Source organism: Enterobacter sp. B79-1 (genome assembly GCF_057444735.1).
Genome location: NZ_JBYAZJ010000008.1, coordinates 146,932 through 170,098 on the forward strand (window position 1 = coordinate 146,932; position 23,167 = coordinate 170,098).

The 23,167-nt window shown below is 56.8% G+C and carries 16 protein-coding genes; 4 read left to right on the forward strand and 12 right to left on the reverse strand.

Annotated elements, in window-relative coordinates:
• The first annotated feature begins 23 nt into the window (after nucleotides 1–23).
• Both AC2T6E_RS19480 and AC2T6E_RS19485 read left to right on the forward strand, forming a co-directional pair.
• Nucleotides 24–1,043, forward strand: a complete 1,020-nt coding sequence (locus AC2T6E_RS19480) for a M4 family metallopeptidase (RefSeq protein ID WP_126816166.1) — start codon at nucleotides 24–26, stop codon at nucleotides 1,041–1,043.
• Nucleotides 1,044–1,394, forward strand: coding sequence for a protealysin inhibitor emfourin (locus tag AC2T6E_RS19485; RefSeq protein ID WP_369396522.1), 351 nt, complete (start codon nucleotides 1,044–1,046; stop codon nucleotides 1,392–1,394).
• Here AC2T6E_RS19485 and AC2T6E_RS19490 read toward each other — a convergent pair.
• The 12 genes from AC2T6E_RS19490 to AC2T6E_RS19545 form a co-directional block, all read right to left on the reverse strand.
• Entirely contained in the window at nucleotides 1,391–1,612 is a 222-nt protein-coding gene (locus AC2T6E_RS19490) for a zinc ribbon domain-containing protein (RefSeq protein WP_486692924.1), read from the reverse strand. The genes AC2T6E_RS19485 and AC2T6E_RS19490 overlap by 4 nt on opposite strands.
• Nucleotides 1,613–1,670: 58 nt before the next feature.
• A complete protein-coding gene (locus AC2T6E_RS19495) occupies nucleotides 1,671–3,212 on the reverse strand; it encodes a peptide MFS transporter (protein WP_486692926.1) in 1,542 nt (513 codons plus the stop codon).
• Nucleotides 3,213–3,511: 299 nt separating this feature from the next.
• Nucleotides 3,512–4,984: a ribosome biogenesis GTPase Der gene (der, locus tag AC2T6E_RS19500; protein WP_108416722.1), complete on the reverse strand. Its 1,473-nt coding sequence runs from the start codon at nucleotides 4,982–4,984 to the stop codon at nucleotides 3,512–3,514.
• Between the two features lie 112 nt (nucleotides 4,985–5,096).
• Nucleotides 5,097–6,275: an outer membrane protein assembly factor BamB gene (gene bamB / locus AC2T6E_RS19505; protein WP_174340907.1), complete on the reverse strand. Its 1,179-nt coding sequence runs from the start codon at nucleotides 6,273–6,275 to the stop codon at nucleotides 5,097–5,099.
• Nucleotides 6,276–6,285: 10 nt separating this feature from the next.
• The gene (locus AC2T6E_RS19510; protein ID WP_486692928.1) at nucleotides 6,286–6,906 is read right to left on the reverse strand and encodes a YfgM family protein; all 621 of its coding nucleotides are present in this window, start codon (nucleotides 6,904–6,906) and stop codon (nucleotides 6,286–6,288) included.
• A 13-nt stretch (nucleotides 6,907–6,919) separates the two neighbouring features.
• Entirely contained in the window at nucleotides 6,920–8,194 is a 1,275-nt protein-coding gene (gene hisS / locus AC2T6E_RS19515) for a histidine--tRNA ligase (protein WP_089597811.1), read from the reverse strand.
• Between the two features lie 80 nt (nucleotides 8,195–8,274).
• Complete coding sequence (gene ispG / locus AC2T6E_RS19520; RefSeq protein ID WP_008502138.1) at nucleotides 8,275–9,393, reverse strand: flavodoxin-dependent (E)-4-hydroxy-3-methylbut-2-enyl-diphosphate synthase; 1,119 nt, start codon at nucleotides 9,391–9,393, stop codon at nucleotides 8,275–8,277.
• 26 nt (nucleotides 9,394–9,419) lie between these two features.
• Entirely contained in the window at nucleotides 9,420–10,418 is a 999-nt protein-coding gene (gene rodZ, locus AC2T6E_RS19525) for a cytoskeleton protein RodZ (RefSeq protein ID WP_486692931.1), read from the reverse strand.
• Nucleotides 10,419–10,711: 293 nt separating this feature from the next.
• A complete protein-coding gene (rlmN, locus tag AC2T6E_RS19530; RefSeq protein ID WP_089597809.1) occupies nucleotides 10,712–11,878 on the reverse strand; it encodes a dual-specificity RNA methyltransferase RlmN in 1,167 nt (388 codons plus the stop codon).
• Nucleotides 11,879–12,025: 147 nt separating this feature from the next.
• Nucleotides 12,026–12,457: a nucleoside-diphosphate kinase gene (gene ndk / locus AC2T6E_RS19535; protein WP_010433958.1), complete on the reverse strand. Its 432-nt coding sequence runs from the start codon at nucleotides 12,455–12,457 to the stop codon at nucleotides 12,026–12,028.
• 156 nt (nucleotides 12,458–12,613) lie between these two features.
• Nucleotides 12,614–14,938, reverse strand: a complete 2,325-nt coding sequence (gene pbpC, locus AC2T6E_RS19540) for a peptidoglycan glycosyltransferase PbpC (protein WP_486692932.1) — start codon at nucleotides 14,936–14,938, stop codon at nucleotides 12,614–12,616.
• A gap of 1 nt (nucleotide 14,939) precedes the next feature.
• Nucleotides 14,940–19,892, reverse strand: a complete 4,953-nt coding sequence (locus tag AC2T6E_RS19545; RefSeq protein ID WP_486692934.1) for an alpha-2-macroglobulin family protein — start codon at nucleotides 19,890–19,892, stop codon at nucleotides 14,940–14,942.
• 286 nt (nucleotides 19,893–20,178) lie between these two features.
• On the opposite strand from AC2T6E_RS19545, the gene AC2T6E_RS19550 reads away from it, so the two are divergent.
• Nucleotides 20,179–21,723: a PTS transporter subunit EIIC gene (locus AC2T6E_RS19550; protein ID WP_089597806.1), complete on the forward strand. Its 1,545-nt coding sequence runs from the start codon at nucleotides 20,179–20,181 to the stop codon at nucleotides 21,721–21,723.
• Between the two features lie 12 nt (nucleotides 21,724–21,735).
• A complete protein-coding gene (locus AC2T6E_RS19555) occupies nucleotides 21,736–23,103 on the forward strand; it encodes a 6-phospho-alpha-glucosidase (protein WP_427353294.1) in 1,368 nt (455 codons plus the stop codon).
• Nucleotides 23,104–23,167: the final 64 nt, after the last annotated feature.

The window sequence follows — 23,167 nt, forward strand, 5'->3', positions numbered from 1 at the left end:
CCTTTTTTAATAAGGAGAGCAGCATGCCCCATCTTCATAGCGTTATTCCCCCTTATATTCTTCGTCGTATTATCGAAAGCGGTTCCGAGCCGCAGCAGCGCTGTGCCCGTCAGACCTTGACCCATGTCCAGACGCTGATGGCCCACATGCCCGGCAAACCCGCCGCGCCGCACGTGAATAAAGCCGGACAGCTGGAGCGCGATATTTACGACGCGAAGCAGACCCAGGAGCTGCCGGGTACGCAGGTGCGTTACGAAGGCCAGCCGTCGAACGGCGATGTGGCGGTGGATGAAGCCTACGATTATTTGGGTATTACCCATGATTTCTTCTGGAAAGAATATCAGCGTGATTCGCTCGATAATAAAGGGCTTATTTTGACAGGCACCGTACATTACGGCCGGGAATATCAGAACGCCTTCTGGAACGGTCAGCAGATGGTATTCGGCGACGGCGACGGGGAAATATTTAACCGCTTTACCATCGCCATCGACGTGGTGGCGCACGAGCTGAGCCACGGTGTGACCGAGACCGAAGCCGGGCTTATCTATTTTGAACAGTCGGGCGCGCTGAACGAGTCTCTGTCGGACGTGTTTGGCTCGCTGGTCAAACAGTACCATCTGAAGCAAACCGCCGATAACGCTGACTGGCTGATTGGCGAAGGGCTGCTGGCGAAAGGGATCAACGGCAAAGGGCTGCGCTCAATGTCTGAACCCGGCACCGCCTATGACGATCCTCTGCTCGGCAAAGACCCGCAGCCTGCGCACATGAAAGATTTCATTAAAACGCGCGAGGATAACGGCGGCGTGCACCTGAACTCCGGCATCCCCAACCGGGCATTTTATCTGGCTGCGACGGCGATCGGCGGCTACGCCTGGGAAAAAGCGGGATATGCCTGGTACGACACGGTTTGCGATCGCAATCTGGCGCAGGATGCAGATTTTGAGGCCTTCGCAAAACTGACGATCGCGCACGGAGAGAAACGCTCCGGCGGCGACGCTGGGGCGGCCATTAAACAAGCCTGGGAACAGGTGGGAGTGCTGTAAATGCAGGTTCCGGAACTGACGGATGACGCCGTAGTTGAGCTGGCCCGGGAAGGCGGCGTCGCTTTTATTCCCAAGCTGAGTGGACAGCGCACCATCGCGCTCTCCTCGCTCAATGAGGCCCAGCGCCAGCGCCTGGTGAGCATCCTGGAGCAGGCTTTTCCACGCGGCCAGCCGCCGGGGCAAGCCTCTTCACCCGGCAGCGGCGACCAGCGCTATTTTCGCATCCAGATTATCTGGACCGGGCAAAATCAGGCCCACTACGCCGATATCATCGTGCTGGTGCCCGAGCAGGAAGCGCCCGAGTCGCTGGTCGAGCTGTGGCAGAAAGGCGAAGACTGCGTGTGCGATTAACCTTCGGCCCGAACAAACTCCACGCGTTTTTTAGAGATAAGACCGTGGCCGTTCTGGCAGAAATAGTCCACCGCGCCGCAGGCTTTTAATACCTGGAGTGGCTGATGGCACTCCGGGCAGCGGGCTTCAAGCGCGATGTCCTTATTACAGCTGTCGCAGTGCGCCACGCCGTTCTGTGGCTCCAGCGGTGTCTGGCATTCCGGGCAGGTAATCAACATATTCTCTCCAGTTAGGTTTTACCGGGACAGGATAACTGCCCCGGTAGGCTGAACATTATCAGGCTTCAGCTGCCGGTTTAGTCTGCGCATTTTCCAGCATGCGGCGAACCGGAACAATGAGGACGATCAGTACCGCGGCACAAATCAGCAGCGCGATGGAGCAGCGCGCAAAGAGATCCGGCAGCATATCCAGCTGATCGGCCTTCACGTGGCCGCCAATCAGGCCTGCAGCCAGGTTACCCAGCGCACTGGCGCAGAACCACAGCCCCATCATCTGGCCGCGCATTCTTTCCGGCGCAAGCAGCGTCATGGTCGCCAGACCAATCGGGCTCAGGCACAGCTCGCCAAGGGTTAGCATCAGAATGCTGCCCACCAGCCAGAACGGCGACACGCCCGCCCCACCGTTGCTCAGCACGTTCTGTGCCGCCAGCATCATCAGGCCAAAGCCTGCCGCCGCGCACAGAATACCAATAACAAACTTGGTGATGCTGCTCGGGCGAATGTTCATGCTCGCGAGCTTCGGCCATGCCCAGCTGAACACCGGGGCCAGCAGGATAATAAACAGGGCGTTGATCGACTGGAACCACACCGCCGGAATTTCAAAATCACCGATCATGCGGTTAGTGTAGTCGTTGGCAAACAGGTTGAACGACGTTGGCTTTTGCTCAAACGCAGACCAGAAGAACGCGGCGGAGACCAGCAGGATAAAGCAGACCAGCAGCCTGGCGCGCTCTTTGCGATTCAGACCCGCGAAAAGGAACAGGTAGATAAAGTACAGCGCAACGGACGCGGCAATCACGTAGACCAGCACGCTGGCAACAGCCACCGGGTTAATCACAATCACGCCCTGAGCAATCAGCGTCACGATAACTGCCACGCCGACGGCCAGCGCCAGCAGCCATGCGCCCACGCCGTTGCGCTTCACCACCGGGCTGTTCCAGGTGGAGTCGAGACCGACTTCGCTGTCATAGCGTTTCATTGCCGGAACGGCAAACACGCGGAAGATAATCAGCGCCACCAGCATCCCGATACCGCCGATACCAAAGCCCCAGTGCCAGCCGTGAGTTTTAATCAGCCAGCCGGAAATCAGCGGTGCGATAAACGAGCCCATGTTGATGCCCATATAGAACAGCGAGAAACCGCCGTCACGACGCGCATCGCCTTTTTTATACAGGGTGCCGACCATCACCGAAATACAGGTCTTGAACAGGCCAGAACCGAGCACAATGAACATCAGGCCGATAAAGAACAGGTTGTTGCCCATGATTGCAGAGAGCGCAATCGACAGGTGACCGAGCGCAATCAGGATCGAACCGTACCAGACGGCTCTCTGCTGACCGAGCCAGTTATCGGCCAGCCAGCCGCCCGGCAGCGCGGCCAGGTACATGGTACCGGCAAAGATACCGACAATCGCCGAGGCGTTTTCACGCGCCAGCCCCATGCCGCCGTCATAAACGGTCGCAGCCATAAACAGGATCAGTAGCGGGCGAATGCCGTAAAACGAGAAACGTTCCCACATCTCGGTGAAGAACAGTGAACCGAGTGGATACGGATGGCCGAAGAACGTTCGGCTCTCTTTTGGATTAACAGAGGATTGCATAATTCTCCCGAAAGGTATGTGTCGTGCTTGTAAACACCAGCATGTACGCCGGTCAGTTACGTATCCGACCGATTTTTTACATGTGGCGAAAAATTAGTTAACCATTTGATAACCAGACGCTAGTTTTGTCCAGTACCGGACCCCGGACTTTAAGATGAAAATTCGATGATTGTCTACTTTTCTGGATTTAAAGATGGTTGGGAGTGAATAGTGATTGACTTCACACAGGGTTAGCAATCGCTGTGAAAGCGCGAAAAAAAACCCGCGACAGAGGCGGGTTTTCGTGAGATCGGCAATATTTATTTGCTTTTCTTAATGTGCTTAATCAAACGCTTACGCTTACGCATCTGGTTTGGCGTCAGGGTGTTACGCTTGTTGGCGAACGGGTTTTCACCTTCCTTGAACTGGATACGGATAGGCGTACCCATCACGTCCAGCGATTTGCGGAAGTAGTTCATCAGATAGCGTTTGTAAGAATCCGGCAGGTCTTTCACCTGGTTGCCGTGGATCACCACGATTGGCGGATTATAACCACCGGCGTGAGCATATTTCAGCTTCACGCGACGACCGCGCACCAGCGGCGGCTGATGGTCTTCTGCTGCCATATTCATGATGCGCGTCAGCATCGCGGTGCTCTGACGACGGGTGGAGCTGTCGTAGGCTTCACGCACGGATTCGAACAGGTTACCCACGCCGCTGCCGTGCAGCGCAGAAATAAAGTGCACGCGCGCAAAGTCGATAAAGCCCAGACGGAAGTCGAGGGTCTCTTTCACCTGCTCGCGCACTTCGTTGCTCAGGCCATCCCACTTGTTGACCACGATCACCAGTGAGCGCCCACTGTTCAGAATAAAGCCGAGCAGAGAGAGATCCTGGTCGGAGATACCTTCACGCGCGTCGATGACCAGCAGCACCACGTTGGCGTCTTCAATCGCCTGCAGCGTTTTGATAACGGAGAATTTTTCCACCACGTCGGTGATTTTCCCACGCTTACGCACGCCCGCGGTGTCGATGAGGACAAACTCACGTTCATCGCGCTGCATCGGGATGTAGATACTGTCACGTGTGGTGCCCGGCATGTCGTAAACGACGACGCGCTCTTCACCCAGAATACGGTTAGTAAGCGTAGACTTACCTACGTTTGGACGACCGACGATGGCCAGCTTGATCGGCAGGTCCTGCGGGTTGAAGGTGTCTTCAGGCTCTTCTTCGCCCTCTTCACTCTCTTCGAACTGCGCCCAATACTCAGCGTCTTCGTCCACTTCTTCCGGCGGGTTCACTTCGTCAACCCACGGCAGCAGCACGGTTTCCAGCAGGCTGGTGACGCCACGGCCATGCGATGCCGCAATCGGGTAGATTTCACCCAGGCCCAGAGACCAGAAATCCGCGACGGCCTGATCGGCATCGATACCGTCAGTTTTGTTCGCCACCAGGAAAGTCGGCTTTTCGCGTGAACGCAGGTGTTTGGCAATAGCGGAGTCTGCGGGCATCAGGCCAGCGCGCGCATCCACCATAAACAGCACCACGTCTGCTTCTTCAATCGCCAGCAGAGACTGTTCCGCCATGCGGGTTTCAACGCCGTCTTCTGTGCCGTCAATACCGCCGGTATCGATACAAATGAACTCGCGTCCTTCCACCTCTGCACGACCGTACTTACGGTCACGCGTCAGCCCCGGGAAATCCGCAACCAGCGCATCACGGGTGCGTGTTAAACGGTTAAAAAGAGTGGATTTTCCAACGTTAGGGCGCCCGACAAGCGCGACCACAGGTACCATGTTTGAAGCCTCATAAAATTCAAATAAACGTCGCTTTTGCGGCGTTTTTAAAAATGTCAAAACGGCTCCTGAGTGAACAGGAGCCGTTTAGTATACTACAACCGCCGGGTAATTAACGCGTGATCGCGTACAGCGTGCCGTCTTTTGCCTGAATCAGCAGTTTACCGTCAGCGACTACCGGATCGGTCAGGAAACCAGAACCGTCAACTTTTTGCTGTGCAACAAAGCGACCGTTTTCTGGATCGATCCAGTGCATATACCCTTCGCTGTCACCGACCACCAAGGTGCCGTTGTACAGGGCTGGCGCGGTCAGCAGGCGGTGCAGCAGATCGCTCTGCGTCCACAGCGTTACGCCGCCTTCAGTGCTCAGCGCCAGCAGGCGATCGTTCTGGTCAACCATATAGATGCGGTTACCGTCAACGATGAAGTCATTCACGGAGCCCAGTTCACGTTTCCACATGATCTGGCCGCTGCGCAGATCCAGCGCGGTCAGGTTGCCGTTATACGCCAGCGTATAAACAACACCGTCAACAATGACCGGGGTGGTGTCCACGTCGCTCAGACGGTCGATTTCTGTTGAACCGGTCGCCTGGGAGATACGCTGCTGCCAAATCATCTGGCCCTGCTGCATCAGTACCGCGCTCACACGACCGTTATCACCGCCAACAATCGCAGCACCGAAAGCCGTTGCCGGGGCGGATTCGCCACGCAGAGACAGCGCTGGCATATCCAGGTTAACGGTCCATTTCACCAGGCCGTCCGCTTCGTTCAGCGCCTGCAGCTGGCCGTTGCTGGTATGGATCAGCACCAGACCATCACTCACCACAGGACGAGACAGAGACTCACCGGCAACGGTCGTTTGCCATGCAACAGAACCGTCACTGGTGTTCAGCGCATAAACCTGCGCTTTTTCGCTTCCCACGTAAACGTGACCGCCAGCGACGGTCAGGCCGCCGGAAAGCAGCGCAGGTTTACGGGAGAACCAACCGTCTTTTTCCGCCAGGTTAACGGACCATACTTCTTTCCCGTCATCGGCATTCACCGCTTTCACGGTACCTTTGCGGTCAGCGGCATAGACAACGCTGTCCGCATACGCAGGATGCAGGTTGGAGTAGAAATCGCCAATCCCACTGCCCACGGAGACGTCCCACGCGGTGGATGGGGTAAACTGGTTTTCAACCGTTGGCAGCGGGGACATTTTTACAACATCTTCTTCGCCACTGAACAGTGAACAACCACTCAATAACGTAACAGAAAGCAGTCCTGGCAGAAGTAATTTACGCAATTGCATCGGGTCCCTCTCAGACGGACAAATTATTTATTTTCATCTGCATCATTTCGCTCAGCGCAGGTGAAGCTTTGCTATCTACGCCAGCTTGCCACGCTTTACGCGCGCCCGCTTTGTCACCTTTGCTCAGCAGTGCTTCACCGCGCAAATCAGCAACGATGGCAGCAAAACCGTCGCCTTTGATGGTATCGAGCGTTTTCAGCGCGTCATCGACTTTTTTCTGCTGAACCTGGATACGTGCCAGACGCAGGTTGATCACTGCTATCAGGTTTTCATCGCTTGCAGCAGCAAGACCCTGTGACAGTTGTGCAGCGGCTTTATCCAGTTCGTTTTTATCAACGTACTGCTGAGCCACTTCCAGCGCGGCCAGCGCGCCGTAGGTGTTTTTGTTGTCAGCCGCAAATATCTCCGCTGCCGTCAGCGTTTGCGGCTGGTCGGCACGAATGGCGCTAACGGTGTTTTCGTAGCTCAAAGACGAACCGCGAGCGGCATCAGCCTGATGGTTGTTCCAGTAGCGCCAGCCTATCAGCGCACCTACACCCAAAATAACCCCAACAACCAATGCTTTGCCGTTTTCAGCAAAGAAGCGTTTAATCGCGTCGACCTGGTCGTGTTCGTTCTCGTACATTTCCACGCAGTCTTTCTCCTTAGCCCAATAGAGTGCGCAAGTGCGCCGCAACGCCGTCCTGCGTTACCGTTGTTTGCTCACCAGAGCGCAGATCTTTCACTACCACTTCGCCGTTAGCCACTTCGGACTCGCCCAGCACCAGTGCAATACTTGCGCCCCACTTATCGGCACGAGCAAACTGTTTTTTGAAGTTGCCGCCGCCATGGTTGGTCATCAGCTTAACGCCCGGCAGCGCATCGCGCACGCGTTCGGCAAGCTGCATCGCCGCAGACTGCGTATCCGCACCTGAGGCCACCAGGTATATATCGACAACGGAATCTGCTTTAAATTCCGGATTAACTGCCTGAACCAGCAAAACAAGTCGCTCAAGACCCATTGCGAAGCCAACAGCAGGTGCCGCACGGCCACCCAGTTGCTCAACCAGGCCATCATAACGGCCGCCCGCACATACGGTGCCCTGCGAACCAAGGCTGGTCGTTACCCACTCAAACACGGTGCGGTTGTAATAGTCCAGACCGCGCACCAGGCGCTGGTTCACGGTATAGGCGATGCCTGCTGCTTCAAGCAGCTTGCACAGGCCCGCGAAGTGTTCGCGAGATTCTTCATCCAGGTAGTCACCCAGCGCAGGCGCATCGTTCAGCAGTGCCTGAACATCCGCGTTTTTGGAATCCAGAACGCGCAGCGGGTTGCTGTACATGCGACGTTTGCAGTCTTCGTCCAGCTTCTCTTTATGCTGTTCCAGGAACGCCACCAGCGCATCGCGGTAGTTAGCGCGAGCTTCCAGAGAGCCGATAGAGTTCAGCTCAAGGGAAACGTGATCGGCGATACCGAGGGCGCGCCACCAGCGGGCGGTCAGCATAATCAGTTCGGCGTCAATGTCCGGGCCCTGCAGACCAAAGACTTCCACACCCAGCTGATTAAACTGGCGATAACGACCTTTCTGCGGACGTTCGTGGCGGAACATCGGGCCGATATACCACAGGCGCTGCTCCTGATTGTACAGAAGACCATGTTCGATGCCGGCGCGTACGCAGCCCGCCGTACCTTCCGGACGCAGGGTCAGACTGTCACCGTTGCGGTCCTCAAAGGTATACATCTCTTTTTCAACCACGTCGGTGACTTCGCCGATCGCGCGTTTGAATAACGGGGTCTGCTCTACAATCGGCAAACGGATTTCGCTGTAACCGTAGCTGCCGAGCACCTGCTTCAGTGTGCCTTCAATGCGCTGCCAGATGGCGGTTTCGCCAGGCAGATAATCGTTCATGCCGCGGATGGCTTGAATGTTTTTTGCCACGTTTATTCTCTTTCTATATACAAAAAAAACCCAAAGAATGGGTTCAATCATACATGGGAAGCGGCACGCTTCCCATCACGTTATTTTTCAACCTGCTGAACGTTGATGCGCTGCGTCTCGTCCATCATTGCGGCTTTGGCACGAATGCGCGCTTCTAGCTGGTCGATCATGTCGCTATTATCCAGACGATCTTTACGAACGCCATCTTCATAGAGACCACTTTTCTTGTTACCGCCGGTCACGCCCAGTGTTGACACCAGCGCTTCACCCGGACCGTTCACCACGCAGCCGATGATGGAGACGTCCATCGGGGTAATGATGTCTTCCAGGCGCTGCTCCAGCGCATTCACCGTACCAATCACGTCGAACTCCTGACGTGAGCAGGTTGGGCAGGCAATGAAGTTGATCCCACGGGCGCGGATGCGCAGTGACTTCAGGATATCGAAACCGACTTTGATCTCTTCCACCGGATCGGCCGCCAGCGAGACGCGCAGCGTATCGCCGATCCCTTCAGAGAGCAGCAGGCCCAGGCCGATCGCAGACTTCACAGAACCGCTGCGCAGGCCGCCCGCTTCGGTGATCCCGAGGTGCAGAGGCTGGTCAATCTGCTTTGCCAGCAGGCGATAAGACTCTACCGCAAGGAACACGTCGGACGCTTTCACGCTAACTTTGAACTGATCGAAGTTAAGACGATCGAGATGATCGACGTGACGCATAGCGGATTCGAGCAGCGCCTGCGGCGTTGGCTCACCGTATTTTTCCTGCAGGTCTTTTTCCAGAGAACCGGCATTCACACCGATACGGATAGGAATATTTTTATCGCGGGCGCAGTCCACGACCATGCGGATGCGCTCTTCGTTACCGATGTTGCCCGGGTTAATACGCAGGCAGTCGACGCCATATTCAGCGACTTTCAGTGCAATGCGGTAGTCGAAGTGAATATCAGCCACCAGCGGAACGCTGACCTGCTGCTTGATGAGTTTGAACGCTTCGGCAGCATCCATCGTCGGGACGGAGACACGAACAATGTCCGCGCCTACGCGTTCTAATGCTTTGATCTGATTGACCGTTGCTTCCACATCCGTGGTGCGCGTATTGGTCATCGACTGGACGGCGATGGGTGCCCCGTCCCCGATTGGCACATTCCCAACGTAAATCCGTTTCGATTTTCTACGTTGAATCGGAGCCTGGTTATGCATGAAAAATCTCCCGCGTTGCCCGTCTGTTACTGTGCTGCTGATTGTTCGGCATTAACGGTAAGACGCGCAACCTGGTTAGTTCTGATAAAGCGGCTCAGGTCGACAGGTTTTCCTTGATACTGGATCTGTACCGCTGCCGGAGCGCCGATTTTAAGTTTGTAAGGTGCCTGACCCGTTAGGTTTAACGTGCCATCTTTACGCTGCAGGCCGCTGAACAGCTTTTTGCCTGTTGCGTCAGTCACTTCCAGCCAGCAATCTGCGGTGAAGTTCATCACCAGCGCGTTAGGATCGACTGCTGGTGTCGCAGTGGCTGCCGGGTCGGTAGGCAGTGGTGCCGCAGCAGTATTATCCGCTGGCGCCGTCGCCCCAGGGGCGGTATCCACATTGGCCTGTGAAGGAGAAACAACCGCGTTCTGATCCTGCGGCTGCGTGGCTGGCGCGGCGTCAGGCGTGGTGGCCGGAGCCTGAGCGGTATCGGTCGCAGCTGTTTGCGGTTCACTGGACGGTGCCGCGCTGTCCGTGTTCAACGGCACGCTCTGCGCGTTGTCATTACCGGATTGATTAAGCTCGGCAGAAGACTGATCGGCCATCGTAGTGATCTCTTCCTGCTGCGCCTTGTGGTTTTGCCACCACCATGCGCCCGTCAGGCCAATCACCACAAACAGCACCAGCCAGGTAAAGCTCATCAGCCAGCCGTCACGTTTTTTACGGCGTTTCCCCAGGGAGAAGGTCTGCATCGGCGCAACTTTTGCTGCACGGACCGGTGCCTGCTTCTCCATCATTGGCAGTAATTCTTCTTCGGGGATATGCACCAGTTTTGCGTAAGAGCGGATATAGCCGCGCAAAAATGTTGAAGCCAGATCGGCAGGTGCCTTATCTTCTTCAATATCGCGAACCGTGGAAACCTTCAGGCACAAGCGTTCTGCAACGGCTTGCTGGCTGAGTCCGAGTTGTTCACGGGCGTTGCGAAGACGAACGCCAGTGGAGAGTGCTTCATTTTGGTCGTGAGTGGCTTCAGTATTCATTCGCTACAACTACTGGTACGTGAAAAATAAGGGTTCAGGTGCCGGTGAGTCACAATGCCACCCGCACCGCGAAACTTCTGGTCAGTTAACCTTGAACAGACAGTATAAGACTGTCAGCCGGTAGATGACAGTGCAGCTCTGCCCGCCTGGCTAAACTGTTGTTACGTCGTTACATACTGCCCGAAAGTCATATGAAACGCACCGTAATTATTAATCAAACATCACGAATCTGACTGATTATTCAGTAAGATTATGCTTCACGGCGCAGATCATGCGCCGTGACTGCATAATAATCAAACAGCTTTGACCGCGATTGTCTCACCCTGCATGCGTTTACGCAGCGTACGTTTGGTACGGTCAATCACATCACCCGCCAGTTGTCCGCATGCGGCATCGATATCATCACCACGCGTTTTACGCACGATAGTGGTGAATCCATACTCCATCAGCACTTTCGAGAAACGATCGATACGGCTGTTCGAGCTACGGCCATAAGGCGCGCCCGGGAACGGGTTCCATGGGATCAGGTTAATCTTGCACGGCGTATCTTTCAGCAATTCTGCCAGCTCATGCGCATGCTCGGTACCGTCGTTGACGTGATCAAGCATCACATACTCGATGGTGACGCGGCCCTGGTTGGCATTGGATTTCTCCAGGTAGCGGCGCACGCCAGCCAGGAAGGTTTCGATATTATACTTTTTGTTGATCGGCACAATTTCGTCACGGATCGCATCGTTTGGCGCGTGCAGGGAGATCGCCAGCGCAACGTCAATCATGTCGCCCAGCTTGTCCAGCGCAGGCACTACGCCTGAAGTAGACAGCGTGACGCGGCGTTTAGACAGACCAAAACCGAAGTCGTCGAGCATGATTTCCATCGCCGGAACCACGTTGGTCAGGTTCAGCAGTGGCTCACCCATCCCCATCATCACCACGTTGGTGATTGGGCGGGTACCGGTCACTTTCGCTGCACCCACGATTTTTGCCGCACGCCACACCTGGCCGATAATTTCAGACACGCGCAGGTTACGGTTAAAGCCTTGCTGCGCGGTAGAGCAGAATTTGCACTCCAGCGCACATCCTACCTGAGAAGAGACGCACAGCGTGGCGCGGTCATCTTCAGGAATATAGACAGTCTCAACGCGCTGATCGCCGACGGCAATCGCCCATTTGATGGTGCCATCAGACGAACGCTGCTCTTCCACCACTTCCGGTGCGCGGATTTCAGCCACTTCTTTGAGCTTGTTGCGCAGGACCTTGTTGATGTCTGTCATGTCATCAAAGTTGTCGCTGCAATAGTGGTACATCCATTTCATCACCTGGTCGGCACGAAACGGTTTCTCACCCATATCTTTGAAGAACTCGCGCATCTGCTGACGGTTCAGATCCAGCAGGTTGATTTTTCCATTTTTATTTGGAACCGCAGGAATGGCGACTTCGGAGGTATTCACTAATTCAGACATAATTTTATCCGGCCTCGTTGTTACACGTTATGGCCCGTGGAGGGTTGAAAAGAAACGCCCCGGAAAGCGGTCTGCTCGTCCGGGGCGTTGCATTGTACAAAGTCTGACGCAGGGATGCCACGTTTGCACGCGGCATTTACGAAAATATTAACGAGTGCGAGCGCACACTTCGCCTTCTGCGAAGAAGAATGCGATTTCACGCGCGGCAGATTCAACGGAATCAGAACCGTGGGTGCCGTTCTCGGTGAAGCTGTCTGCGTAATCAGCGCGCAGCGTACCCGCCAGCGCGTTGTCCGGGTTGGTTGCACCCAGCAGATCGCGGTGACGCTGAACTGCGTTTTCGCCTTCCAGTACGGATACCACGATTGGGCCGGAGGTCATGAACTCGACCAGGCCGTCAAAGAATGGGCGACCTTCGTGCTCAGCGTAGAAACCGCGAGCCTGTTCAACGGTCAGGTGCAGCATTTTGGTGCCAACGATCTTAAACCCTGCTGATTCAAAGCGAGCGAAGATGCTGCCAATAACGTTTTTTGCCACCGCGTTTGGCTTGATGATGGAAAAAGTACGTTCAATAGCCATGATAACCTCTGTCAATGTTCTGTTGTTTTGCATACCTGAGTATGGTGTGGCGCGGATTATAATGAGCAATAGCGCCATTGCCTATGGATTCAGGTAACATTTTTTTAAAATAAGACGAGTTTTAGCAACAGCTCACATCTGAAAGCTGTTTTCAGATCACTGCAACGTAAAATTCACCGTCGCGACCTGCCCGGTCTCATCCATAACGAGTAACTGATAATCGCCAGATTTATCAAGCTGTAATGTGTAAACTCTTCCCTTCACACTCAGCGGTTCACCGTTCAAAAACCACCAGCGCTCACCGCTGTTGCCGGTCGCCTGAAGCGGCAGCGAAACGCGGGATTCGCCCGGCAGACGTTTAATGACGGCCCCTTCGCGCAAGCCTGTCAAGATGAGTGGCGCTGGTGCATCCTGCGACAGCGGAGGACAGGTTGTTGATGACGGAGGGACCCGTACCGCGCGACGCTCGGTTGCTGGCAGCCAGGGCTCCAGCGGCAGCGGCCAGACATCCAGGACTTTTTCAGTTGCATCAGGGCAATCTGCTGCTACACGTTTACCCGTTTTATCCAGCCAGACCGGGAAGCGAATGCCGCGTATGCCTTCCTGTTCGGGCAGGAGCAGCGTGGGCGGTTCACTCCCTTCCAGCAGCCAGGTCGAAAGACGACGTCGGCAGTTTTCACTGCCTTCTGGCAGCGACTGACCGCCCGGCCAGCAGATGACCCCGCGCCCCACGCTTGTCGGGCGAGGGTCACGCGGCAGACGGGCTTCGTCTACCGTTGAGCGTGACTGAAGCAGGTTATTTACCTGGTTTAATAGCGGAACCGCGCTGGCAAAACCAAACTGCCCCGCCACCGGCGTACCGTCCGGCCGTCCGGTCCAGATGCCAATCACGTAACGAGCATTCAGACCGATAGCCCAGGCATCACGGTAGCCGTAGCTGGTGCCGGTTTTCCACGCCAGCGGCGCGATTTGCGGTAACGCATTATCCGGCAGCGGCTGCGCCTCGTTCGCCAGAATACGGCGAATGATCCACGCCGAACCTTGTGACAATAGCGGACGTTCAGTCAGCGGATCGCCCGGCTGTAACCGCAGCCTTCCCGCTTTACCGTGTCGGGCAAAGGCGCTGTAGGCCGCGGCGATATTGGCCAGCCGCGCGCCTGCACCGCCGAGGATCAGGGAGAGATTCGGCTGAGCCCCCGCGGGCAGGATCAGCGGCAACCCCGCGTTACTGAGCATCCCGGCAAAACGTTTTGGCCCGTAGGCTTCCAGCACCTGTACCGCGGGGAGGTTGAGAGAGCGCACCAGCGCTTCACTCATGCTAACCGGTCCGTGAAACCCACTGTCAAAATTCCCTGGCCGATAATCACCGGTTTTTCTGGGAACGTCCTGGAGCAGAGAGGCGGGATGGATCAGGCCATCGTCCAGCGCCATACCGTAGATAAAGGGCTTTAACACCGATCCCGGGGATCGGATCGCATTGACCATATCCACATGGCTGAAACGACTGTCATCGTTAATATCCACCGATCCGACCCAGCCGCGCACCTTCATATCCGTATGATCCACGACGATCATCGCCAGCGAGCTGCGCGCAGGAAGTCGGGACTTCCAGTTCATTGCTAGCTCTTCCAGCTGCCGCTGTAGCCCGGCATCCAGCGTGGTGACAATTTTAGTGTCGCGGCTTTTGCCGAGCATCATGCGTGCAAAGAGCGGTGCCAGCTGCGGCATCTGTCGGGGCGCCAGCCATACCGACTCTTCCCGCGATTCCTTGACCTGCTTCGCAGACCAGACGCCCTGCGTGACCATACGGTCGAGCACTTTATTTCGCGCCGCTTCAGCCCGTTCAGGCCAGCGGTCCGGACGTAATCGACTCGGTGCCTGTGGCAGCACCGCCAGCAGCGCCGCTTCGGAATAGCTGAGCTGCGATGGTGGTTTTCCCAGATAGGTCCAGCTTGCAGCCCCTACGCCCTGCAGCGTACCGCCAAAGGGGGCGCGGTTGAGATAGAGCGTGAGAATGTCGCGCTTGGAAAGATGCCACTCCAGCTGCATCGCCCGCCAGAGCTGACGAATTTTACCGCCAAAGGTGCGCGGATGCGGATCCAGCAGGCGTGCTACCTGCATGGTGAGCGTACTGCCGCCAGAGACGACTTTGCCAGAACTGAGATCCTGCCAGGCGGCACGCAGGACAGAGAGCGGGTTTACGCCAGGATGATCCCAGAACCAGCGATCTTCGTACTGGATCAGCGCCTCAAGATAACGGGGAGAGACCTCTTCAATCGTAACCGGGTAGCGCCAGATCCCGTCGCTGTCCGCAAAGCGCCACAGCGGGGTGCCCTTCTCATCCACCACCACCCGGGCGGGGTTAACCTCTTTCAGAGGCAACGGCCACAGGCGGTCGGCGACGATAATCAGCCCCCATAAAACGAGAAGCGCTCCCGCCAGCCAAAGCCAGCGGGAGCGTGTCAGACGAGCTATCTGCATATTACGGAACAACAATCAGCGGGCCGCTGGCTGCACCCGTTGCCCGCCACTGCGGAACGTACATAGACTCCACCATCGGTACCGGCACCTGGTAGGTACCCGGCGTCACGGCACGCGCCAGATAGACCAGCGTGACCGGCTGACCTTCATTTACCGGCACGGCAGCCACAAAGCGGTCATCGCGGAATTCCATATGCTGAATATCCGCCTGCTGCATCTGACTGAGCAGGTTCTGGACCTCACTGCCGCTGTCCTGCAGGCTGGCACTGCTGCTCGCCAGGTTTTGGTTTTCCAGCTCCAGACCTGCCGGGAGCAGATCGACCACCAGCGCATCCGGCACGTTCTGGCTGGCCTTCACTTCCAGCCACACCAGCACCAGCTCACCGCTCTTCAGTGAAGAGTGTGACTTGCTGCTGCCGTCGGTTGCCAGGATATGGCGTTCAACCTGCAGCACGTTAGACGTTGGCTGAGGCGCATATTCCGGGTAACCGGTGCTGTCGAGGCGCACCCACAGCGGCGCTGTACCGGTGTTAGTCACCTGCAGCGCGCCAAGCTGGTCACCGTTGACGTTTTGCACCTGCGATTTATCACCGCTCAGCGCTTGTTCTGAAAGACTGGTCGTTGCCTGCCACGCACCAGACAAGGTTTGCAGCGAACGTCCTGCCAGGAACAACGCATTGCTCTCCTGGGTTGACAGCCAGCGCTGGCTAAACGCTTCTTCAGATAAAGTATTGAGCAGAGCGTTTTGTGCTTCCGGCAGCAATTTGTACTCTTCCAGCAGGGAGAGCATCAGCGCGTTATCGCGAAGCTGGCTGCCGTAATCGGCCATCCAGTTTTTGCTGTCGTTGCGCGGTATTTTAAGCGCCAGATCCAGCGCTTGCTGGCTGCGTGGGGCGTCGCCCATCAGTTTGAGCGCCATGCCCAGCTGCATCAACGGCAGCCCGGAAGCCGCCTGACCGTGGCGATCCCAGATTTCGCGCAGCGCGCCGAGCGGTGCTTTTTGCTGACGCGCCAGTACCAGCGAAGCATAGGCCTGCACGGCGAATTTGCTGGCCTGAGTATCGTCGCTATAGCGAATGGACATCATGCCCGGATCCTGCAGATAGCGCAGCAGGCGGCTATTGGCGTTATTCACTGCATCGGCGGGTACGCTGTAACCCTGCTCGCCCGCACGCACCAGGAAGTCGGTCACGTAGGCCGTCAGCCAGTACTCTTCCGGACCATTTTTATCCCACAGGGCGAAACCACCGTCGTCACGCTGCATTTGCAGCAGACGGGAAATACCAATATCGATCGCTGCACGGCGCTTGTCATCGGTGTCGCCCTTGATTCCCAGTGCAGTAAGCTGCGCCGCGTTGGTATAGAGCGACGGGAAGAGGCCACTGGTGGTCTGTTCCAGGCAGCCATACGGATACGCCTGCAGTTCGCGAATGTAGCGCGCCAGGTTCAATGGCGGTTTGCCGCTCAGCAGCAGTTGCCCCTGCAACGTTGCAGGCGAGAAACCGTTGCTATGTTGCGCCGGTGCAATCCAGGACTCACCTGGGTTCAACATCGCGCCAGTGTTTACCGTCTGCGCCGGGAATGCAGGACGCACGCCGATTTTCCAGCTCTTCTGCTGCGGTGCGAAAGTTTCCCCCGGAAGCTGCAGACCGGTCACCTGAGCCGTCACCTCTCCGTCACCATAGCCCTCCAGCGCACGCACCGGAATAAACATCGTACTGCGCGCCCCTGGAGGCAGTTGAACCGGCTGCGGCTGCGAGCCTTCCAGCGACACTTTACCCGTTGTGGTTAAGGCCACGTTCAGCGTTTGCGGTTGGTCGGTCAGGTTAGTCAGATCCAGCGTCAGCCGCGAGGTATCGCCGCTTGCCAGGAAGCGTGGCGTGTTCAGCTCGGTAATGACCGGCGCGGCGACAACCACCTTACTTTCACTGCTGCCGAAATCGTCTTCCGTCCAGGCTTGCGCCATCAGGCGTAGCTCACCGTTGAAGTCCCCAATCGGCAGCGTAACAGTGCCCTCCCCGTTGGCATCCAGCGTGACCGGCTGTGCCTGCTGGGCAATAATGGTGACGTGGTTCACCGGCGGTTTGCCGCCGCGCTTGAGTTCATCTCCATCGCCACCGAAGCGCAGCGCGGCCAGGCGGCCCTGCCCTTCAATGACCTGGCCGTAGATATCGTAGATATCCGCGCCGTAGCGCTTCTGGCCGAAGAAAGCCTGCCACGGATCGGGCGTAACGTAATCGGTGATGTTCAACACGCCGCTATCCACCGCCGAGACCAGGACGTTCACTTTCTGCGGCACAGCCCCCTCTTTCACGCTGGCTTTCACTTTCACAGAGAGCGTCTGGTTCGGACGCATTTTCTGCGGAGTATCCAGCGCAATATTCAGACGGCGATTTTCGTCACCCATCGGCAGATGCAGCAGACCAACCGCGCGTTTCGGCGTGGCGGATTTGGATTTATCGCCAGGACGAACCACCAGCGTGCTGAGGTAGAGATCGTGACGTTTCCAGGCTTTATCTACCGGAATGGAGAGATCCAGCCCGTTTGCCGGTACGTCGATCTCTTTCCACCACAGCGGTCCTTCGCTGGACTCGATCATCGCATAACCCTTACCTGCGGCCGGCGCGGCAATGTGCAGGTTGATGGTGTCGCCAGGCTGATAGGCTGGCTTATCCAGTTTCAGCGTCACGCGGTCAGGGCGCGCAGCACCGGTGCCGTCGCTGTTATCCTGCCAGCTATACCCTGCCCAGAAACGTACGCTGCTGACCATCTCATCAGGCGCTTTAACTTCCAGACGGTATGAGCCCCACTCCACCGGGAAGGTGACTTTACCCGTCTCGTCGGCCTTGAGGGTCAGCTCCTGCTCACCTTCAACCAGGTCTTTCTGATCGAACTGAGACTGCCAGCCTTCGCTCTCAGACCAGTTCCAGAAGTAGTCCCGACGCTCGCGAATGAGACGAACCTGTAACCCGGAAACGGCCTTTTTCGCTCCGCTGGCATCAGCGTAAACGATATCGAAGCTGGCGTTGCCGTTTTCATCCACAATCGGCTGGTTGACGGTGGTGTCGGTGCGGTAGTCGTAAACGGCCTTGCTGGCGAACTGCGGACGAATCCCCGGAAGTTCAGCCGCCGGCCAGATAGCCTGTTCAGCACGACGCGTTACCGGACGGCCGCCGGACTCCAGCAGGCTGGCCTGCAGGATCAGCTGCAGCGGAGAATGCACCTCTTTCCACTGGCTTTCGGTAGAAACCTGTCCACGCCCCTGCTCATCAAGCGTAAGCTGAACTTCATCCAGACTGCGGCTCAGGTTTTCCTCGGCGATATCGCCAAACTGGAAGCCCGGCAGCGTAGCCACCGCCTCACGCAGCGGACGCAGGTACAGCTGGCCCTGCAGCGAATTGCCATTAGCTGGCGCGCCGTACAGGTAGTACCCCACCACGTTAAAATCGACATTATCCTGCTGTGATACCGGGGCTTTTTGCCCGGTCAGGTTGAGCGCCATACGCTCCGGCATAAAGTCTTCAACGTTGAAGTCCCACAGCCGCTGCAGGTTGTCGCCGGTGTTAGCGCGAATATGCCACATACCGGTCTGTGCCCCGCTGTCCAGCGGATAGTTAAAACGATAGAGTCCGTTTTCTGGCTTGACGACAATCGTACGCGCGACCTGTCCATCCGGACGCAGCACGTCAAGTTTCACAGGCTGATCGGGAAGCGGTTTTCCGTCGCTGTCGCGAAGCAGGCCGTTGAGGATCACCGTTTCGCCCGGGCGATAAAGATCGCGTGGGCCAAACATAAAGAATTGCTTGCTGTAGCCAGGGCTCCCTGCGATGTCGAACTCCGCCAGGTCGAGCGCAGGCAGCTTGAGGTCAAGCAGCGTGGTCTGGCCATCTTTGCTGGCCAGGATCAGCGCGGCTTCTTTGTCGGTTTCAAGCTTCGCATGACCGTCGGCATCGCTGTTCGCCTCGGCAAGCGTCTGGCCTTTGTCATTCAGCAGCGTAACGGACACGCCGGACTGCGCCGCACCGTTTTCCAGGCTCTGAGTGAAGATGTCCAGGCGGTTGTGATAGCGGTGAGCGGATAAGCCGATATCGCTCAGGGTAAAGAGCGTTGCGGCGTTGCTGTAGTTGTAGTGCCCTGCCTGGTTCATGACCGCGATATAAACGCCAGACTGCTGGAGTGGTTTAATATCCTTCAGGGGCAACAGCAATTTTTCGCGCGTATTGCGCGCCGGATTAAGGTCGAATCGACCTGTGTAAACCAGCTCCGCCATCTTCAGCAGGTTATCGGATTCCCAGTTGGTCAGAGAATTGCGGTATTCCCACTGGCTGACAAAGGAAGCCAACGACTCCGGCTTCACGCGGTAGAAGTTCACGTCCACGTTATTAACGTTGAGCGCCATCACCGGCAGGCCTTCCACCACTTTACCCGGCAGCAGTGAGCCGCGGCTGGCAAAACCGACCGTCGGTTCGACATCCCGGGTGGTTAAGGCTTTTTCATAATCGATGCCAAAGGTCGCTTTATTCAGCGCCTGCAGGTCGCGTTCAATGGTGACGACCAGGCTGCGGTTAGGCTCCAGATGGCGCAGTCGAAGCTCTTTCAGGTTAGGCGCAAGTTCCCACGCCCCGTCAACCTTGCCGCTTTTCTTATCCACAACATGCACTGTTTTCGCGAAATCCTGATCGGGATTCAGCGGAACAGAAAAGGTCAGCACCAGTGTGGCGGCACCGTCGAGCTGAACTTCAGAGGTATCCAGCAACGTCAGCGCTTTTCCCTGGCTCTGGGCGGCGAGTTTAGCCAGCGTTTCAGCATTGGGCTTTTCCGCGGCTTTCGGTGTTGATGCGGTGGATGCCGCGGGAGCCGCAGCCTGAGACTTATCGTCGCTGTTATCACAACCGACAAGCGTAAACGTGGTGAGCAGCGCGAGAGATATCGCGGCTAAGCGAAACGGTTTCATCCTTTGTCCCTGGCCCATGGAGCCTGTTGGTCGTCGTCCGGATAAGTATTATCCGCAAGTTTCGTTAATACAAAAAGTCCAATTTTAGAATCTGGAAAGCGCCTCGCAGAATGGCATCACGCCGCTACGCCGTGATGGAACCGCGATCACAGCACATAACGTCACATGTTACCTTTCACGTCATTTGTTTTTAAAACAAGAAGATAGCTGGATAAGCACGGCTGAAGACTGCTAGTTTTATGACCATGACGCACCCCGAGTGCGCGGTTCAATAAGAGAGAAAGCCATGAAACGAGCCGTGAACGCCCTACAAAATTTCGGAAAATCATTGTACGGACCGGTACTTATCTTACCGATTGTCGGTCTTTTTATCGCCTTTGGTAACGTGCTGGGTAACGGCAATCTTGCCGAGTACCTGCCGTTTCTTGGCCATCCTCTGATTCAGAATATCGGCCAGCTCATCGCGAAATCTGCCGTATCGGTACTGGTTAACCTGGCACTGGTATTTGCCGTCGGTATCCCGATTGGTCTGGCGACGCGCGATAAAGGCTATGCCGCGCTGATTGGGCTGGTGACCTTTGTGGTGTTCATCAACGCCATGAACGTCACGCTGCAGCTACAGGGCGCGCTTGCGCCTGCCGAGCAGATGAAAGCGGCTGGACAGACCATGGTGCTGGGCGTGCAGGTGCTGGAGATGGGCGTGTTCGCCGGGATCCTGACCGGCGCGCTCTCCGGGTATCTCTACAACAAATACTCCGGCGTGCAGTTTAACGGCGCGATGGCGATTTACTCCGGCCACTGTTTTGTCGCTATCGTCATGCTCCCCGTCTCCATGCTGCTCGGCGTGGTGATGAGTGAACTGTGGCCATTTGCCCAACACGGCATTAGCGCCCTGGCGCTGGCCATTAAAGGCTCCGGGCCGTTTGGCGTAGCAATCTACGGTTTCCTGGAACGCATTCTGGTCCCCACCGGCCTGCACCATCTGGTTTATACCCCATTCCTTTATACCGAACTTGGAGGTACGCAGGAGGTATGCGGCGCAACCTATCAGGGCGCGCGCAATATCTACTTCGCCGAGATGGCCTGCCCGGACGTGAAGCAGCTCAGCAGCACCGTGGTGTGGGATGCGCGTGGCATCAGCAAAATGTTCGGCCTGCCTGCCGCCGCGCTGGCGATGTACATGACCGCGAAGCCGGAGCGTAAAGCCATTGCGAAAGCCATTTTGATCCCGGCGGCGCTAACTTCGCTGCTGGTCGGCGTGACCGAGCCGATTGAGTTCTCCTTCCTGTTTGTCGCCCCACTGCTCTTCGTGGTGCACGCGGTGCTGACCGGCATCGGCATGATGCTGTTCTCGCTGCTGGGCGTTCACGCCATCGGCGCCAACGGGATTATCGATTTCATCCTCTACAACCTGCCGCTCGGCACGGAGAAGTCCAACTGGCCGATGTACCTCCTGGTCGGGCTGATCATGTTCGCCCTCTACTTTGTGGTGTTCCGCTTCCTGATCCTGCGCTTCAACATGAAGACGCCCGGCCGTGAGGATGACGATAAGGAGACGCGCCTGTACAGCAAGCAGGAGTACCAGGCCAAAGGCAATAACGACGGGCTGGGCGAGTCCATCGTGGTGGGGCTGGGCGGCCGGGAAAACATTGAAGTGGTGGATAACTGCTACACCCGCTTGCGCGTCACGGTGAAGGATGTCGCCATCATCGACGAGCCGCGCCTGAAGGCGACTGGCGCGAAAGGGATTATCAAACAAGGTAACAACGTTCAGGTGGTCTACGGGCTGCACGTCAAAAAAATGCGAGAAGCCGTTGAGACGTTTCTCTGAAAGGAGCTAAAGATGTTTACACCCCCATTTATCCTGTCGATTGCCGGCGGCGGTAGCACCTACACGCCGGGTATTGTGAAAAGCCTGATGGTGCGCCTGCAGGATTTCCCGCTGGCCGAAATTCGCCTTTACGATATCGACGAGGCGCGTCAGAACACCATTGCACCCGTCGTAGAGAAGGTTATTCGCGACCACAGCCAGAGCATCAAATTTACCGTCACCAGTGACCCGGAAGTGGCCTTCAGCGGCGCACATTTTGTCTTCGCCCAGATGCGCGTCGGCCAGTACAAGATGCGCGAGCAGGATGAAAAGATCCCGCTGCGTCACGGCGTGGTCGGGCAGGAGACCTGCGGACCCGGCGGGCTGGCGTACGGGCTGCGCACGATCCTGCCGATGGTCGAGCTTATCGATCTGGTCGATCGCTACGCGCATGAGAAAGCCTGGATCGTGAACTACTCCAACCCGGCGGCGATCGTCGCGGAGGGCGTGCGTCGCCTGCGGCCAAATGCGCGGGTGCTGAACATCTGCGATATGCCGGTGGCTGCCATGCGCAATATGGGCGCCATTCTGGGTGTCGATCGCCGCAAGCTCGAAGTCGACTACTTCGGTCTGAACCACTTCGGCTGGTTTACCCGCGTGCTGGTGGACGGCGAGGACATGCTGCCGGAGCTGCGCAAACATATCGCGAAGTTTGGCCTGCTGACGGAAGATGCGGCCAAAACCGACCCGCAGCATTCGGATCCGTCGTGGGTAAAAACCTGGCGCAACATTAAGCCGATCATGGACAACTTCCCGGAGTATCTGCCGAACCCGTATCTGCAGTACTACCTGATGCCAAACCAGATTGTGGAGCATCAGAACCCGGACTATACCCGCGCCAATGAAGTGATGGACGGGCGCGAGAAAAAACTGTTCGCCGCAGCCGAAGAGTATAAGCGCACCGGGATCCTGCCGGATGCCTTCCACGTGGGCGTCCACGGTGAATTTATCGTTGACGTCGCCTGCTCACTGGCCTTTAACCTGCGGAGCCGCCATCTGGTGATGGTGGAAAACCGCGGTGCGATTACCAACCTGCCTTACGATGCCGTGGTGGAAGTGCCCGCTTATATCACCTCCGAAGGCCCGGAACCGATTCGCGTCGGTCAGGTGCCGCTGTTCCATCAGACCCTTTTGCAACAGCAGCTCGCCTCGGAACAGCTGCTGGTGGAGGCAACTATCGAGGGCAGCTATGAGAAAGCGCTGCAGGCGTTCACCCTCAACCGCACCGTGCCGACCATGGAGCACGCGAAAGCGATTCTGGATGAGATGATTGAAGCCAACCGCGACTACTGGCCTGCGCTGCAAAAAGCCTGGCAGGACGGCGAACCGGTGAAAAAATAGGGGCTTGCTCGCGAGTTGAACGTGGTTTGCTTGTCGGTGTCAGAAAAAACACCGACAATCCTTT

Coding starts and splice junctions, on each gene's coding strand:
- ispG (WP_008502138.1), bottom strand. CDS start 9,393: ATGCATAACCAGGCTCCGATTCAACGTAGAAAATCGAAACGGATTTAC.
- AC2T6E_RS19495 (WP_486692926.1), bottom strand. CDS start 3,212: ATGCAATCCTCTGTTAATCCAAAAGAGAGCCGAACGTTCTTCGGCCAT.
- AC2T6E_RS19545 (WP_486692934.1), bottom strand. CDS start 19,892: ATGAAACCGTTTCGCTTAGCCGCGATATCTCTCGCGCTGCTCACCACG.
- pbpC (WP_486692932.1), bottom strand. CDS start 14,938: ATGCAGATAGCTCGTCTGACACGCTCCCGCTGGCTTTGGCTGGCGGGA.
- AC2T6E_RS19480 (WP_126816166.1), top strand. CDS start 24: ATGCCCCATCTTCATAGCGTTATTCCCCCTTATATTCTTCGTCGTATT.
- ndk (WP_010433958.1), bottom strand. CDS start 12,457: ATGGCTATTGAACGTACTTTTTCCATCATCAAGCCAAACGCGGTGGCA.
- rlmN (WP_089597809.1), bottom strand. CDS start 11,878: ATGTCTGAATTAGTGAATACCTCCGAAGTCGCCATTCCTGCGGTTCCA.
- AC2T6E_RS19490 (WP_486692924.1), bottom strand. CDS start 1,612: ATGTTGATTACCTGCCCGGAATGCCAGACACCGCTGGAGCCACAGAAC.
- rodZ (WP_486692931.1), bottom strand. CDS start 10,418: ATGAATACTGAAGCCACTCACGACCAAAATGAAGCACTCTCCACTGGC.
- AC2T6E_RS19555 (WP_427353294.1), top strand. CDS start 21,736: ATGTTTACACCCCCATTTATCCTGTCGATTGCCGGCGGCGGTAGCACC.
- AC2T6E_RS19550 (WP_089597806.1), top strand. CDS start 20,179: ATGAAACGAGCCGTGAACGCCCTACAAAATTTCGGAAAATCATTGTAC.
- bamB (WP_174340907.1), bottom strand. CDS start 6,275: ATGCAATTGCGTAAATTACTTCTGCCAGGACTGCTTTCTGTTACGTTA.
- AC2T6E_RS19485 (WP_369396522.1), top strand. CDS start 1,044: ATGCAGGTTCCGGAACTGACGGATGACGCCGTAGTTGAGCTGGCCCGG.
- der (WP_108416722.1), bottom strand. CDS start 4,984: ATGGTACCTGTGGTCGCGCTTGTCGGGCGCCCTAACGTTGGAAAATCC.